Origin of the sequence: Microcoleus sp. T3_D1 (genome assembly GCF_036700405.1) — a bacterium.
Classification (GTDB): Bacteria; Cyanobacteriota; Cyanobacteriia; order Cyanobacteriales; family Microcoleaceae; genus Microcoleus.
On the sequence record NZ_JAUBOV010000014.1, the window covers coordinates 66,890 to 83,547 of the forward strand.

A 16,658-nucleotide genomic window follows, 5' to 3' on the forward strand; every position below is an offset into this window, starting at 1 on the left:
AAGTTTAAAAAAGTTGTCTGCTAATGGATCGATTAAACAATGGAAAGTTTTATCCCTGAAAACTCTGAAGACTTTCACGGCTGGGCATCCAAGCCCGATTTGTACAAAGAGCTGCAAGTAACCAAAGAATTACTGCTGACGATCGCCAACTCGATGCCAATACCCCTGATCGTCAGCAGTCTGGGGGACGGCACAATTCTTTATAGTAACGATTTATGCCGTCAGGCTTTCGGGTTCACAGGATTCAAGTCGATCGACCGCCAAAAAGCCGAAATCCTCTACCACAAACCTGCAGATCGCCAGGAATTGCTGTTGCGGCTCGCCCGCAACGGACTGGTCCGCGAGACAGAAGTCCGGCTTAAAAAAGCTGACGGCACGCTGTTTTGGGCAAGTGTATCGATGCGGTATCTGACATTGGTGTCGGGGAAAGCTGTTCTGTCGGTGTTCAGCGACATTACGGATCGCAAACGAGCGGCCGCCAAGGAGCAGGAATTGCTCACGTCAATCCACTCGCGGGCCCGCCAGCAAGCGGCCGTCGCTTACTTGGGGCAGCAGGCCCTGGCCGAAACAGATTTGTCCGCACTGATGGACAAAGCTGCGGTTTTAATTGCTCAAACCCTGGACGTTGATTATTGCCAGTTGTTAGAACTGTTGCCCTCTGGTCATGCTTTTCTGCTGCGAGCGGGGGTTGGCTGGCAGCCCGGCCTCGTCGGCAGCGCTACTGTTGCCGCTTCTGCTCGATCGCAAGCAGGTTACACATTGCTAGTGGGCGAACCGACTATCGTCGAAGATTTGCGGGTGGAAACGCGCTTTAGCGAGTTGCCGCTGCTGCACAACCACCGGGCTGTCAGCGGCGTCACTGTAATTATTCCCGGGAATCGGGGACTGGGGAGCAACTGGGGACAAGCAGAACCAGCCAACAGTTCCTCCTCGCAGGCCTGGGGCATTTTGGGGGTTCATACCTGCCAAGGGCGGGTTTTCACTCAAGATGACGTTTATTTTGTAGAAGCGATCGCCAACGTGTTAGCTGCGGCGATCGAGCGGATTCGATCGCAAGAGCGTTTGCAAATGATGGAACGGGCGATCGAAAGTTGCAGCAACGGCATTGCAATCACCGACGCGACTGTTGCAGATAATCCGATTATTTATGTCAATCCCAGTTTTGAGCGGATTACTGGTTATAGCAGAGACGAGTTAATGGGCAAAAATTGCCGATTTTTGCAGGGCACAGACACTGACGGCCCCGCTGCCCAACAATTGCGAATTGCGATTGAAGAAGGCAGAGAAGCTCAAGTTATATTACGCAACTTTCGGAAAGACGGCACGCCTTTTTGGCACGAACTGTCGATCGCTCCGGTTTACAACTCGCGGCGACACTTAACCCACTTTATTGGAGTACAAACAGACATTACCGACCGCCAGCGATCGGAAGAAGAATTATTTTTAAATTCTCAAGCTTTAGCAGCTTTTAGCGCTAATCTAAAACACTTGCACCGGATTACAACTTATCATTATCAAAACTTTGAAGAACGGGTTGACGATTATCTAACAGCAGGCTGTTTGATGTTTGGACTTTCTATGGGAATCATGGCTGAAGTTGACAACGAGACTTTTATTGTCAGAGCCGCGAAAAGCGATTTAGAATACTTCGTGCGAGGCTTAGAATTGAACCTCAGCGATACTTACTGCGCGGCAGTCATTAAACTTAACAAAACAGTTGCGTATTCTCATATAGGAGCAGATATTGAGATGCGCGAACATCCTGCTTATCAGAACTGCCAGTCGGAATCTTACATCGGAACGCCGATATTTGTCAACAATAAAACTTACGGAACGTTGAGTTTTAGTTCGCCAGAAATAAAGAAAAGAAAGTTCAAGTATGAGGAAATAGAAATTATAGAATTGATGGCTCAAAGTATTGGCAAAATTCTGGCGGTTCACCAAATGGAAGTCGAACGCCAGCAGGCTGAAAAAGAGCGATGCGAGTTGATAGTATCTCTCAAAGAAAGTGAAGAACGCTATCGCCGTTTAGTAGAACTATCTCCCGAAGCGATCGCCGTTCACAGTCAAGGGAAAATCGCCTACATCAATGCTGCGGGCGCGAAACTCCTCGGTGCGAGCTCTCCCGAAGCGCTTATTGGCTTTCCCCTATTGCATTTCGTCCATCCAAACTATGTGGAAATAGCCACAGAGCGCCTTCGGCTAGTCGAGACCGAAAATCAGCCACTCGACCTTGCCGAACAAAAACTGATGCGGCTCGACGGACAAATAATAGACGTTGAAATGGCCGGCATCCCCGCTATTTATCAAGGCTCGACGGCCGGCCAGATTATTATCCGAGATGTCACCGAGCGCAAGCGAGTAGAACGGGAACTGCTGCACGGCGCTTTTCACGATGCGCTGACGGGTTTGCCCAACCGGGTTTTGTTCATCGACAGGCTAGGACAAGCCATCCGGCGATCCAATCAGTCCCCCGATTACAAATTTGGTTTACTTTTCCTAGATTTAGACCGCTTCAAAGTAGTTAATGATTCTTTAGGACACGTTTTAGGAGACAAACTGCTAATCGCCCTCGCGCAGCGACTGCAAACCTGCGTCCGGGTTTCTGATACCGTCGCCCGGCTGGGGGGAGACGAATTCACCATCCTGCTAGACCACATTCAGAGCCTCAGCGACGCCACCCTCGCAGCTAAAAAGATACAAACAGAACTGACGAAGCCGTTTCATCTCGAAGGACACGAAGTATTTACCACCGCTAGCATTGGCATTGTTTTCAGTCGAGGCGAAGCCACCGACAGTGGCGAATCGAATTCGTACACTCACCCGGAAGAATTCCTACGCGATGCTGACATCGCTATGTACCGCGCTAAAGCTTTGGGTAAGGCCCGCCACGAAGTGTTTAATTTGGCGATGCACGACCAAACTATGTCGCTGTTGCAGTTAGAAACTGACCTGCGGTTGGCTATTTTGGGCAAAGAGGAATTAGGAGAGAGCAAGGATCAATGTTCGCACTTTATTCTGCACTACCAACCGATTGTTTCGCTCGCCAGCGGTGCGATCGAAGGTTTTGAGGCCTTGGTGCGCTGGTACCACCCAGTTCGGGGTCTAGTTCCGCCGTCTACTTTTATCCCTGTAGCTGAAGAAACAGGTTTGATCGTGCCTCTGGGAGCCTGGGTGTTGCGGGAAGCTTGTCAGCAATTGCGGATTTGGCAAGAAATGTTAACCGAGGAACAGGGAAGAAGTCCAACGGAAGTCGGAACGAGGCCCTTCGACTCCCTTCGGCTTCACTCAGGGCAAGTCGCTGAGGGCAACAAGAAGGAAGAAGGCGCTTCGACTTCGCTCAGGGTAACAGCAGGGAAGATGGCAACGGGCAATGGAGGGGATTTAACTGATGTAACGGATACAGGGAATGAGGAACACGGAACTTTTACTGAGCGTAGCCCCAGTATTGGTCACAGGGAAGAAAGAATCGGTAAAAAATTACCAATTCCCAGTTACCAATTCCCGATTAGGGATTTCCACTCATCTATTACCAATTCCCAATTCCCAATTCCCAATAGTTCGGCTACGTTAAGTACAACTTCCCAGGTACCCATTCCGAATTTTAAATTACCAATTATTGCTCCTTCGCAATTAACAATGAGCGTCAATCTCTCTCCTAAACAGTTAGGTTTCCCGAATTTAATCGATGAAATAGATGAAATATTAGCAGAAACGGGCTGCGATCCGAGCTGTTTAAAATTGGAGATTACTGAAAGCGCGATCGTAGAAAATGTCAAGAAAGCCAATATTGTGCTAGCCCAATTAAAAGGTAGAAATATTCGATTGTCGATCGACGATTTCGGTACTGGCTATTCGTCTTTAAGTTACTTGCACCGTTTTCCGCTGGATACACTGAAGATCGATCGCTCTTTTGTGAGCCGCTTGGGGGCTGTCGAAAACGGTGACGACGGGGGGCAGCCTTTGCAGATTGTGCGGGCGATCGTAACTTTGGCTCACAATTTGGGATTGAATGCGATCGCCGAAGGTGTAGAGACAGCCGAACAGTTAGCACAGCTTCGAGAACTAGACTGCGAATTAGCTCAGGGATATTGGTTTTCTAAACCTTTGGATAGTTCTGCCGTGACAGAAATTCTGATAAATCTCGGTAATACCAATTCTCAAGTCAGTGAGGTAGAGATTGGTAATAGGTAATGGCTAATAGGGGTAGTCCTATTTAGTAAAGGATACAGAAAAAGCAGACCTGTTCAACAACTCTCGTTGGCGATCGAACGAATCAGTGCATTGTAGTGATCGATGAAATTCCAGATTGCGCCAATGTGATTGTCTAACTTCTTAGAGAACGATAACGTCCTTCTACCAGCCGTGACACTCGTTGCCGCAAGGTGTTATTGAATCGTTCTATGTAACGGGTCAATCCACTCTCCTTGCCTACGGCTCGATGACGTTTGCGATCGCAGTGCTGTTTCATAGGCCTGCCAGTAGTCGGTGTAGATGACGGCACATGGTCGGTACACGGGCGGCAGCGATGCCCTGGCAGACCCTGGCAGCGCCCGCAGAACGATCTTTTGGCGCCTACTTACAAAGAGCGTCTAATTTCTAGTCACCCTGTTTATCTGTGTGTGCGAGCCTAAGTTTTTACACACAGATGTGGATACTTTTTTCGGTTTACTGAGTATTTTAGTCGAGAGAAGCAAATAAATAGATCGCTCGCGTCTCACTTTTGGCCGATTTCGATCGCATTTATACTGAATATATCTTGCGGTTCTCACCATTCTGGGAACTCCACAGCCCACCCGTACTCATGTGACAGTTGGGGTGCGGAATGTGGGTTAGATGGGCCTTTTAGCCGCGAAATTGGGGAACGACAGCTCCCGCTTTTTAAGTTGATTGAGTAGTCTACAAACCCGTTAGACAAGATTGCAAAAGCCCTTTTAATCAAATTTTCGGGCGCTTTTTAAGTTGATTGAGTAGTCTACAAAACCATTAGACAAGATTGCAAAAGTCCTTTTCATCAAATTTTCGGACGCTGCTCAAAGCCCATGCCACAAGAAAAAAAAATTGTGGGGTGGGCTTTGAGCAGCGTCCTAATTATTTTGGCAATTCAAGTCTATTTTTTGAACATTTGCGATTGCTCACAATTACCAGTCTCGGTTCCGAAGCAGATGTCCGTCGCGCGGCGCTCTCAATTCGGTTCACGTAAAATTTTCTCCCACATTAATCTAACTAAATAAAGATGAAATTTCCCATCTCTAGAGTCTGTTCTTCAACCCCCAACAGCAGACCCAATTCTTCCCCATTCCTACCGCTAATAATTAAAGTTCCTTCCGCAATTTGAACAAAGGCTAAATCTGCCCACGCCCCTTCATACTGAAGGAAGTCTCGCCCTTTAGACCAGTCATAAATTACATCAATATCTCGATTATTTTCTAATCTAAATATATCGCTCCCGCTGCCTCCCAGCAAACTATCATTTCCCAAATCCCCACTCAAAATATCATCCCCATTCCCACCAATCAAAGTATCATTTTCTTCACCGCCATAAACTGTATCATTTCCCTCACACCCGTCAATCAGGTCGCGATTTTCATCTCCTCGCAAGTAATCTTCGCCGACACCGCCGCAGACTGTATCATCGCCCAAGTTACCCAGAATGGTATCCTCTCCTTGACTCCCTAAAATGACATCTCCTTCTTTGCCTCCAAATAAAGAATCATTGCCTTTGCCACCATCCATAAAATCCGAGCTTTGATTGCCGTTAATCCAGTCATCATCTTCTCTCCCATTCACCGAATCTTGACCTTTATTTCCTAATATAAAATCTTCCCCTTCGTTGCCGAGCAAAATATCTCGATCTTTGCCTCCAAAAAGCCGATCGCCTCCCAGTCCCCCGGAGAGAAAGTCGTTGCCTTCATTGCCATTGAGAGAATCCTCGCCCTCACCGCCAAAGAGATTATCGTTACCTTCACCAGCATTGAAATTATCAGCTTCACTGTTGCCGTAAAAAACTTCACTGTTAGCAGTACCTATGAAAATTTGACCGAGTTTGCTACTTACAATTGTTTTTTCAACCGAGTTGGGTTGATTGAGATCGGGAATCGGCAACGATTTGCATAAACACTCTCTGTCCAACTCGATCGCGATCGGTATGGGTGTCGGTGTTGGCGTTGGTATGGGTGTCGGCGTCGGTATGGGTGTCGGCGTCGGTATGGGTGTCGGTGTCGGCGTCGGTATGGGTGTCGGTGTCGGCGTCGGTATGGGTGTCGGTGTTGGCGTCGGTATGGGTGTCGGTGTTGGCGTCGGTATGGGTGTCGGTGTTGGCGTCGGTATGGGTGTCGGTGTTGGCGTCGGCGTCGGTATGGGTGTCGGTGTTGGCGTCGGTGTAGGGGTGTCGTTGTCAATAATAGTCAAACTAGCTGTGCTGGGAGTCGCGATCGCATAGCCGCTTCCCGCTAGCAAAGTGATGCTGACAGTTTCATCGGGATCGGCGATCGCATCATCAATGGGAACAACATTCAGGATCGCAGTCGTCGCACCCCCAGGAAAGGCAATACTACCCGGCAAGGTGGTATAGTCAGTGCCGGGAGTCGCAGCATTGCTTCCAGAGGCGATCGCATAATTAACTGTTAAATCCGTGGGTGCCGAGGAATTAAGATTCAGGAGAAATGAACCCGCCGTCGAACCAGTTTCGCTCGGCACTGTACCGGAAGCAATACTAATATTAGGAACATCATCATTATTGACAGTTAATACCGCAGTTGGTTGCACCGTCCCGATCTTGCCCGTGCTAGGGTTTGCTAAACTCAGAGCGATATTTTCATCCTTCTCTACTTCGGTATCTCCGGCAATGAGAATATTAACATCCTTAAACGTTTCTCCCGCATCAAAAATGACAGAAATGGCAGCATTGTTGTAGTCTATGCCTGCTGTTGGTGCGGTTCCCCCCGTAGCATTTGGATCGCTTCCATTTGCCAATTGCAACTGTACAGTATTGCTGGCGCTGGTATCGCCACTGCGGTTGACTCGCACAGTGGCATTAGTTGTAAAACCTGCTGTATTGCCCTCGGCCACGGTGTAAGTTGCAGCACTAAAATCAAAATTAGGCGGTACTGAAACGACTTTCCCTCCTGAGAATTCAGAAGTGTTATTGTTGGGATCTGTAGCAGTGGCAGTAATCAATTGCCCTGGAGGGATAGCCGTTGGCAAAGTAACAGTAAAGTTGGCGTTGCCACTAGCATCCGTTGTAATATTAGTAAAGCCAATCAATGTTTCGCCTTCCCCGTAAGTTGTGGGATCTAAGGCTGTATTGGCGAAGAATTCTAGCCGGAATTGAGTATTAGCAAGACTGTTTAAGGTTCCAGCGATCGTGATATTAGTACCGTCAGCGGAAGCTGAGGTGATGGTGGGGAAATTTTGCAGGTCGTTATTGCCTGTATCCGCGTCTCCACTATCGTTAGCAGTTGTACCAGCAGGATTAATAAAAACGCCATTTAAGTCGATTCCTAATTCGCCATTTGAGAAAATTTTATTAGAGATAATGTTGTTATTTTTGCTGCTATTCCTAACTAGAATTCCATCCAGACCATTGAAAGCAATTGTATTGCCTTCTCCTGGTGCTGTTCCACCAATGCTGTTGCCACCCTGCAAGGAAATTAAAATACCCGTTTTTCCATTTCCTAACGCGCTCTTTCCGTCTGCTTGTGTTCCAATAAAATTACCAATAACTTTAGTATTTCTAGTGTCAAAGGCTATACCGTTGCCGCTATTACCCGAAATGATATTGCGCGTTTCAGGTGCTATTCCTCCAATGGTATTGTTAATAGAAAATCCCTCTATCGAGATGCCGTTTTCGTCGTTGGCGAGCGCAGTGGTACCGCCGATATCCGTACCGATATAATTGCCTAGAATTTGGGTCTCAGAAGAATTGAGGCCTAAAACAATCCCACTACGGCCATTGCCTGAAATAATGTTACGCGCTCCAGCAATTGTCCCACCAATAATGTTTTGGGGCCCGTCCACATTCACGCCATTGCTGGAGTTACCCAAGGCAGCTTTACCGTTAATATCTGTGCCAATAAAATTGCCACTGACCTGATTGTTTGCCGCCCCAGTTTGAAAAGCCATTCCCCAACTTTTATTACCAGAAATCAGGTTGCGCGACTCAGGATTTGTCCCGCCAATTATATTGTTAGAAGCGCGCTGAACGACAAATATACCCACGGCACCGTTACTAACAGCAACTGTCCCGCTAGCATCAGTGCCGACTAAGTTGCCAGTGACTTGATTTCCCGTCGCATTGCTAGTACTGATCAGGAGGCCAGTATTTTGATTTCCAGAGATGAGGTTTCCTTGAATAATGTTGTTACCAGTCTCAATTTCTACACCTGCTACGTTGGCGATTGCAGTTTTCCCGCTACTATTCGTGCCAATATAATTGCCAATTATTTGGGTGCTATTTGAATCACTTCTAATATGAATCCCTCTTGATTTGTTCCCAGAAATAATGTTGCGTTGATTGGAGATATCCCCGCCAATTGTATTGTTAGTTGATTCCTGAATTCGCACACCGTTTCCATTGCCTAATGGAGCATTTCCGGTTAAATCAGTACCAATATAGTTGCCAAAAATTTGGTTTCCTGTTGCTTGGCTGCCACTAATAGCGATGCCATCAAAGTTGTTTCCAGAAATAATATTGCTGGCTTCAGGAGTTGTACCCCCAATGACATTGTTGGGTGCGTTGCGAATCAAAATGCCTTGATTGCTGTTTCCTAACGCAGCAGTGCCAGCAACATCTGTACCGATTTTATTGCCGAGAATTTGGTTGCCAGAGGCGATCGCCCCTTCAATGCGAATACCAATTTTTTCGTTGCCAGAAATCAGGTTGCTGCTAACAGTATTGTTAGCCGAATTGCTGATAAAAATTCCTGTATCGTTGCGGCTGCTAAAAGTGCCAGTACCGGCGAGATTCGTGCCGAGGTAATTGTTTTCGATCGCATTGTTGCCTTTCTCCCTCAATGCGATCGCAAAACCGGCAAATCCAGCGCGGTTAATCACTAATCCCCGCACAGTCGTATCACCCGCAGTGATTTCTAGGACGCCTTGATCCAATCCGGTGGCATTTGTACCGTCAATTTCGATAATTGGGACGCTGCTGAATCCTGGCTGGCTAGTGCCGTTAATAATAACAGAATCGGTGATAATTGGTAAAGCTGACGCGGGGGCAATTGTCTGCGGTCCCGAACCGGGAATGTTGAAAGCAATGGTGTCTTTGTCTGCCGCACCCGTTCCCAAAGTCCCAATGATTTGTGCTTGTTCTCCTGCTGTCAGAGTTCCCAGTGGGAGGGTGCCATTAGCAATCAGAATAGCTTCTCTAAAGGTCAGAATCGTGTCTCTGAGATTGGAGTCCCCTGTGCCATTAACAGTAATGGTTGCTGCCATAACTTTTTCCCAAGATTAGTAATACTTTATTAGTTTATAGTCCTAGACGCAACTGTCACAATAGTTAAAGATTTTTTTAGGTATGTTGTTGCCCCCAAGCGTTCTTTCATATACCTTAAGAGCGCTTGGGGCAACAACATACCTTTTTGAATGTGCCAGTTGCGTCCCGGAGTATTATACTCTCATGGTTAGTGACACAAGAGCGATTGATTGCGAGTTTAGACTTGAGAATTACCTTTCTCCGGGCACCCTACCGCTTTCGCAATTGCCAATTGCCAATTACAACTTACCAATTCCCCATTAACAATTAGCTTTGAGGGGAATCTCGATCGCCAATTCTGTACCCTGTCCCGGCGAAGAAGTGCATTTCAGCGACCCGTTGTGTCTGTCTGTAACAATTTGATAGCTAATTGACAAGCCCATCCCAGTGCCTTTCCCCACAGGTTTAGTGGTAAAAAACGGGTCAAAAAGCCGAGTGCCGACAGTCTCCGGTATTCCCGGCCCGTTGTCAGCAATCCGAATGATTACTTTGCCCGCTGGCGATATTTCAGTGCGGATGCGGATGTTGCTGGGCTGTTCCCGCATTTCCTCAGCAGAACGGCGCAGATCCCGTTCTTCCAAAGCATCCAAAGCATTGCTCAAGATGTTCATAAATACTTGATTTAACTGTCCGGCATAACATTCTACTAAGGGCAGTTGAGCGTATTCTTTAATTACCTCAATTTCTGGATGATTGTGTTTAGCTTTGAGCCGGTGCTGCAAAATCATCAGGGTGCTATCTATGCCCTCGTGGATGTTGACTGCTTTCATTTCCGCTTCGTCCATGCGGGAAAATGTGCGGAGAGAAGCAACAATTTGTTGAATTCTGTCTGCACCGACTTTCATGGAAGAAAGCAACTTTGGCAAATCTTCCATCAGAAAGTCTAGTTCAATATTGTCTACTTCTTCTTGAATTTCCGGGACGGGATCGGGATAGTGATTTTGGTAAAGTTCGATCAGGTGTAGCAAGTCTTGAGTATAGTCGTTGGCGTGGGTGAGATTGCCGTAAATAAAGTTAACTGGGTTGTTGATTTCGTGGGCTACTCCTGCCACGAGTTGACCGAGACTTGACATTTTTTCATTTTGAATTAACTGTGATTGAGTGCTGGTTAATTTCTGTAATGTTTGTTCTAATTCGAGAGCTTTATTGCGAGTTTGGGCGTAAAGATCGGCTTGGTTGAGGGCGATCGCCAATTGAACTGTAATCGCTTGCAATAATTCTACTTCGCCCTCACTCCAGGGTCGCACAGCAGCGGAGTGGGCGCAGGTAACAACGCTCACTACTCCCGAAAGTGCCTGCATCGGAATTGCCAATATAGATTGGTAGCCCAGAGAGTTAAGAGACCTTCTCCAAACAGGGTCTGCGATTGCTCCGACATCATCGATTTGCAGCGTTTCTAGACGCAACATCTGTTCTCCTATAGTGCCGAAGTCAGAAGCTTTATAGCTACCTGTTAAATCGGGAACTTCCCGAAGGCGAGATTCTTTAATAATTTCCCAGAAAGGTTCGTCTCCGTCGCCGCGATACCAGGTAAAATTGCAGCGATCGATCTGCATGAAAGCGCGAATTTCCTTAACTGCGACTGTAACGATGCTGTCGAAGTCGAGGGAATTGCGGATTTGAGTAGTGAGGTTGTTGAGCAATTTTTCTCGATCGGCCTGTTGTCTGAGTCGGGCTTCCGATCGCTTCAAAGCAATTTCTCCCTGCTTGCGCTCAGTAATGTCTTCGGTAACTGCTAATAAATATTGGGGATTGCCTTCTCGATCGAGAATTGCGGTTTTCTTGGTATGAAATATGCGATTCTCGCCTTCTCTTGTTTGAATCAGTTCTTCGGGAATGTCTAAAATTTGCCCGCTGGCGAGCACTTCCCGGTCTTTGGCGGTGAAAAAGTCGGCTTGTTCTCTGGGGAAAAAGTCGTAGTCGTTTTTGCCCATAACTTCAGCAGCGTGGAAACCCAGTAACTCTTCGGCGGCTGGGTTCCAGAGTACAAATCGCAACTCTTGTGCTTCTTTGCCAAATACTCCTACGGGTATGGTTTTGAGCACTGATTCCATAAACTGTTGAGCGCGTTGCAGTTCTGCTTCTGTCTGTTTGCGATCGCTAATATCTCGGACGTTGGCAATGACGCTGAGATTGCCGTTGAGATGAATTCTGGACAGGGCAATTTCTGCATCAAAAGTTGAACCGTCGTTGGGACGCCTCGCTTTCCATTCCACGCGACCTGTTTCGCCGGCTAATACTCTTTCCCAAAGTTCTTCCATTTTTTCAAGGGAATTGTCGTCTGTTGAATAGTCGTTTTTAAGTGATAATTTTGTTGCTTGCTCACGGGGAACTCCGTACATTTCTAACATCCGATTATTGACATCGAGAATGTTGCCTTCTAAGTCGTGAATGAAGATAGCATCGTAGACATTGTTAAATATGGTTCGCAGGTTTTGCTCGGAAAGTTGCAGCGCTGCTTCTGCAAGTTTTCGATCGCCAATTTCTTGTTCTAATTGGGTTACTGCTAGGGAAAGTTCTGCCGTGCGATCGCTCACTCTGTCTTCTAACTCGGCGGCTGCTTGCCGCAGTGCTGCTTCGGCGGCTTTGCGATCGGTAATGTCGAGCGCCGTGCCGAACATTTTTACCACCTTGCCACTGGCATCGGTTTCGGCTTTGCCCAAGGCGTTGAGATGCCGCAGCGTGCCGTCGGGACGGTAAAGGCGCAAGTCAAAATCGAAGGGGATGCCCGCTTCGAGTCCCCGCTGCACTTGAGTCTGCCACAATTCCAAATCTTCTGGATGGATCAGAGCGATTTGTTGGGCTAGGTTGGGCGCACTTTCGGCAGGTTCGAGCCCGAAGATGCGGAAAAGTTCTTCCGACCAAGTGATGGTTCCGGTGGGTGCGTCGAGTTCCCAATTGCCGACGTGGGCCAGTCTCTGGGCTTCTTTGAGCTGGCGCTGGCTGTCGCGGATGGCGGTTTCGGCAACTTTGCGATCGGTAATGTCGAACAATACGCCGCAAAATACGATTTCGCCGTTCTTGCTGCGGGTGGGCATGGAGTCGCCCTGCCACCAGCGAATCTCACCGTCAGGCTTGACTAACCGTCCTTCGTAGTGCCAGAGGGAAAGATTTTCTACGGCTTCGCAGACGGAGGCGATGTAGGTTTCCAAGTCTTCGGGGTGGACGCGGGAAATGAATGTATTCATGTCTCGCATCATTTCTGCTGCTGTGACGCCGCTGAGCTCTTCGATGCGATCGCTCATGTAGTCAATGCGCCAAACTCCGTCTCGGTTGCAAAACTGGAACAAAGCTCCGGGCATGGTGGCTGCGATCGTCCGAAACTTGGTTTCGCTGGCACTGAGGGCGGCAAAAGTCTGGCGCAGTTCGGCCGTGCGTGCTTCTACTCTGCGCTCTAGTTCTGCGTTGGCGTGTTGCAAGGCTGCTTCTGTGCGCTTGCGATCGGTAATGTCGGTGGCTGTACCGGTCGTGCCGAGGCAGTTTCCGGTTTCGTCGTAGAGGGCGATCGCGTTAAACATCAAATGTTTCATGCTGCCGTCTTTGGCGATTTGAGTGCTTTCGTACTGGAAAATTGATTCTCCCGAAAACAGGCGGGCGAAAGCTTCTAAATCTTTCTGGCTTTGTTCTGGTGTCGCAAAGTCGGAGAACGGCCTACCGATCATTTCTTCGGGTTCGTAACCGTAGATGTACTTAACGGCTGGGTTGACGAAGGTATAGCGTCCTGAAGCATCGACCGACCAAATCATGTCTTGGGAGGTTTCTACCAGGCTGCGGTATTTTGTTTCGCTGGCTTTGACGGCTTCTTCTGCTTGTTTGCGTTCCGTCATGTCGCGGGAGACGCCGACAGTCATGACGATTTGGCCGTCTGCGTTGCGGATCGGTGTTTTGACGGTGCTGAACAGCCGGACTTCTCCGTCGTGCCGCGTCACCGGTTCTTCAGAAATTTGCAGAGTGTGCCCGGTGTCAAATACGAAGCCGTCATCTCTGACGTACTGGAGAGTATTGTCGGGATCGGCGAAAGGTGCGTCTACGATGTCTTGAAGTTCCTCTTGAGTCATGCCGTAATAGTCGCGGAATGCTTGATTTGCCCAAACAATTTTCGATTGGGGGCCTTTGACTAATACCATATCGGCGATCGAATCGAGAATTTGGTGATATTTTTGCTCGCTGTCGCGGAGTTTCTGCTGGGCGGATTCGATTTGTGCTATTTGCCTCTGGGTTTGCAAGTGCAGTTCGGCTTGGTAGATGGCAACTGCTAAATGGTCGCCTACTTGTCTGGCAAATTCGATTTCGTCTTCTTGCCACTGGCGGGGTTGACCGCAGGAGTGAATGCACAGCAATCCCCACAAATGTTTCCCTTGCAGCAGCGGTACGACTAAGTTGGCTCGGATTTGAAACCGCTTGAGGATTTTGAGGTGACAAGGGCTCAAGCGGGCTTTGTAGATGTCCGTGACTGCTTGAACGTATCCTTTGGTGTATTTGGCTGCAAATTGTTCGCCGAAGCAGTAGTCGCGGATTTTGGTTCCCAAAGATGGGCTGTATTGCGGCAGTACGTCTTCGGACACTACTTCGCCCTCGTTCAATTGGGATTCGGGAAAGAAGCGGTAGACGGCGACTCGATCGGCATTTAGGAGTTGCCGAACTTCGGTGGCTGTGATTTTGAATATTGTTTCTAAGTCTAGGGATTCACGAATTTTGCTAATAACTCCCATCAGCGCTTGCAGCTTTTTGAACCAGGTTTGAGACTGCGTTTCTCTTTCTAGGTGAGCTAGTTTCTCGCGCAGGTTGCTGACTTCGTGATACAGGTATTCATGAAACATAATGCTTTTTCTTTAGTTATTTTGCGGTTTGTTATCGAGGCTTATGGCATCTCAATAGGGCTCTGCAAGTTGAGCCTGGTAACTCAAAAAGGCAAAGAACATATTCTCCTCCTTCTGCTAGCACTTAGCAGCTACTCACGCTGCATTTCCGTATTTTTTCGAGATTTGGAGGTCAATCGACCATCTTAGCTCCCGTATATTTACTGAAAAATTGGCAGAATTTGCTACTTCTTTTATTCTCAATAATTGAGAATAATGCTAACAAAACTTACACATAAACCGGGTTTATTAACGTAATTAGGTCAGGTAATCTCGGAAAGTGGGAACAAGAAACCCGGTCCCATTGCGCGATCGGGAGGAGCGTCTCTGACTAATTTTGACATTTTTTTGGCTCGCCTTCGGTTGCAATTGTCACCTTTTTATTATTACCCCAAACTCGCTCAATGGTTTCCTTGTTTTGGCGAGCGCATATCCTGTTGGGTTCGCATCTCTTAAAATTTGTTTAAACTTAGGCGATCGCCTTTTCTAGAGTTTTAAGTAATGCTCGATTTATCTCTCCTAAATTAGATTTTAGACAGCCTTTGGGGTAATCCGAAATTTTAGAGATTTTTCCTTGCAGTCTCGTTATTTCAGGCGCGAGATTAGATTTTTTAAACTGATTAAAATTCACCGAATCAGAGGTTAGTTTTCGGTCAAACAGTTGAGGTAGTTGCAGGCTATGGTTAAATTGGCTCAACTCAAGGGCGATTGCCTACCCTTCACCGAAGGCACGCGCGGAGAGAGATAGCTTCGCACGCCCGGAGACTTTTTGCCCGATTTTTGCCATTTTTGAGAAGTGTAAAACTTTTAGATAATACCAATATTTAGGGTATCACATTTTTGGCGAAAGTAAAGGTATTTCAAGCTCGATCGATAGAAATGGCGATCGCGAAGATTAAAGTTTGGGCGAAGTAATGATAAAATCTGTAGAAACTCGCATTTCCCTTTCTACCTTTAAAGTGCCACCGTGTTGTTCGGCCATAATATCGCGAGTGAGAGATAATCCAAAACCGACTGCTTATGCGGTTGGTTTATTAGTAAAGAAAATATGGCAGATTTTTGCTTTAATTTCTAGAGAAACTCTGATGGTATTGTCGCCCAGATCAATTTCAACTACTTTTGCCAGTGTTTGCGTTTTTAGCAAGTTTTTGAGAGGAAATTTAATATTTATTTATCGGTTGCTGGCTACCCATTTTTCTGCATTTGAAATAGAGCATAACAAGCATGAGCAATGATATTTTTTATAAAAGCGCGGTTGAAACCAGATCAGCCAACTTCCGAAAGAGCGATCGCACTGTCATACTCAGTATAAATTATTATATGGAAGCGGCGAGCAGGCTGCTGTGCTCAACCAACAGCTACAAACTTAAGAAGAAGTTTTCAATATTGCCCTGGCTTCCTCAATATTTTGGGCAACCAATTTGCCCGACTTGATAAAGGCTGATCTTTCGGTATCGCTGAGTTCGAGTTCCACTACTTGTTCGACTCCCCGATCTCCCAAGCGGCAGGGAACTCCTAAAAAGATATCTTGCACGCCGTATTCGCCGTGCAAATAAACGCAGCAAGGCAAGAGTCGCGACTGATTAAATAAAATAGATTCTACCATCAAACAGACAGCAGATGCGGGTGCAAAATAAGCACTACCAGTCTTCATCAATTCTACAATTTCGGCGCCGCCGTGGCGAGTCCGCTGTACGAGTCGATCGATCGCCCCAGCATCCATAAGTTGATTGATGGGAATACCGTTGACAGTAGAATAGCGGGGCAAAGGAACCATTAAATCGCCATGAGAACCGATGACAGTGGCATTGACTTGAGCATTTGAAACGCCCAATTCCATTGCAATAAAAGTTTGAAAGCGGGCGGAGTCGAGAACTCCCCCCATCCCCATGACTCGGTGTTTGGGCAAATCTGCCGCTTCCCACGCTAAATAAGTCATGATATCTAGGGGATTTGTGACTGTGATTAAGATTGCTTCGGGAGAATGCTCGATCGCCTGTTTTGTGGCTTCGGTGACAATTCCAGCATTGATTTTAATTAAATCTTCCCGATTGATACCGGGTTTGCGGGGCACTCCGGCGGCAATTACTATGATATTTGAGTTTGCCGTATCTGTATAATCATTTGTACCGACAATTTGGCGATCGTGGTGTTCGACTCCCCTAGCTTCCATCAAATCCAAAGCAACGCCCTGCGGCCAACCCTCCACAATATCTAGCAATACTACATCTGCCAGATTTTTCTCGGCAATTCGCTGGGCTAACGTACTGCCGACTTTGCCTGCACCAATAATTGATACGCGGGTTGATGGAGAATTCATT

5 protein-coding genes and 1 pseudogene are annotated in these 16,658 nt (G+C 47.3%); 2 read left to right on the top strand and 4 right to left on the bottom strand.

Features of this window, described 5'->3' with window-relative positions; all coding sequences use genetic code 11:
- The first annotated feature begins 39 nt into the window (after positions 1 to 39).
- Positions 40 to 4,194, top strand: a complete 4,155-nt coding sequence (locus QT992_RS09175) for an EAL domain-containing protein (RefSeq protein WP_333376878.1) — start codon at positions 40 to 42, stop codon at positions 4,192 to 4,194.
- Between the two features lie 53 nt (positions 4,195 to 4,247).
- On the opposite strand, the pseudogene QT992_RS09180 reads toward QT992_RS09175, so the two are convergent.
- From QT992_RS09180 to QT992_RS09190, 3 genes and pseudogenes are all read right to left on the bottom strand, one after another.
- Positions 4,248 to 4,529, bottom strand: a pseudogene (locus tag QT992_RS09180) (IS1 family transposase); the annotation flags it as partial.
- A gap of 697 nt (positions 4,530 to 5,226) precedes the next feature.
- Complete coding sequence (locus QT992_RS09185; RefSeq protein WP_333376880.1) at positions 5,227 to 9,438, bottom strand: Calx-beta domain-containing protein; 4,212 nt, start codon at positions 9,436 to 9,438, stop codon at positions 5,227 to 5,229.
- Positions 9,439 to 9,738: 300 nt separating this feature from the next.
- Positions 9,739 to 14,298, bottom strand: coding sequence for a PAS domain S-box protein (locus tag QT992_RS09190; protein ID WP_333337380.1), 4,560 nt, complete (start codon positions 14,296 to 14,298; stop codon positions 9,739 to 9,741).
- 941 nt (positions 14,299 to 15,239) lie between these two features.
- Between QT992_RS09190 and QT992_RS09195 the strand changes: the two genes are divergently transcribed.
- Complete coding sequence (locus QT992_RS09195; protein ID WP_333319303.1) at positions 15,240 to 15,572, top strand: hypothetical protein; 333 nt, start codon at positions 15,240 to 15,242, stop codon at positions 15,570 to 15,572.
- 131 nt (positions 15,573 to 15,703) lie between these two features.
- On the opposite strand, the gene mdh is transcribed toward QT992_RS09195, so the two are convergent.
- The gene (gene mdh, locus QT992_RS09200; protein WP_333337382.1) at positions 15,704 to 16,657 is read right to left on the bottom strand and encodes a malate dehydrogenase; all 954 of its coding nucleotides are present in this window, start codon (positions 16,655 to 16,657) and stop codon (positions 15,704 to 15,706) included.
- Position 16,658: the final 1 nt, after the last annotated feature.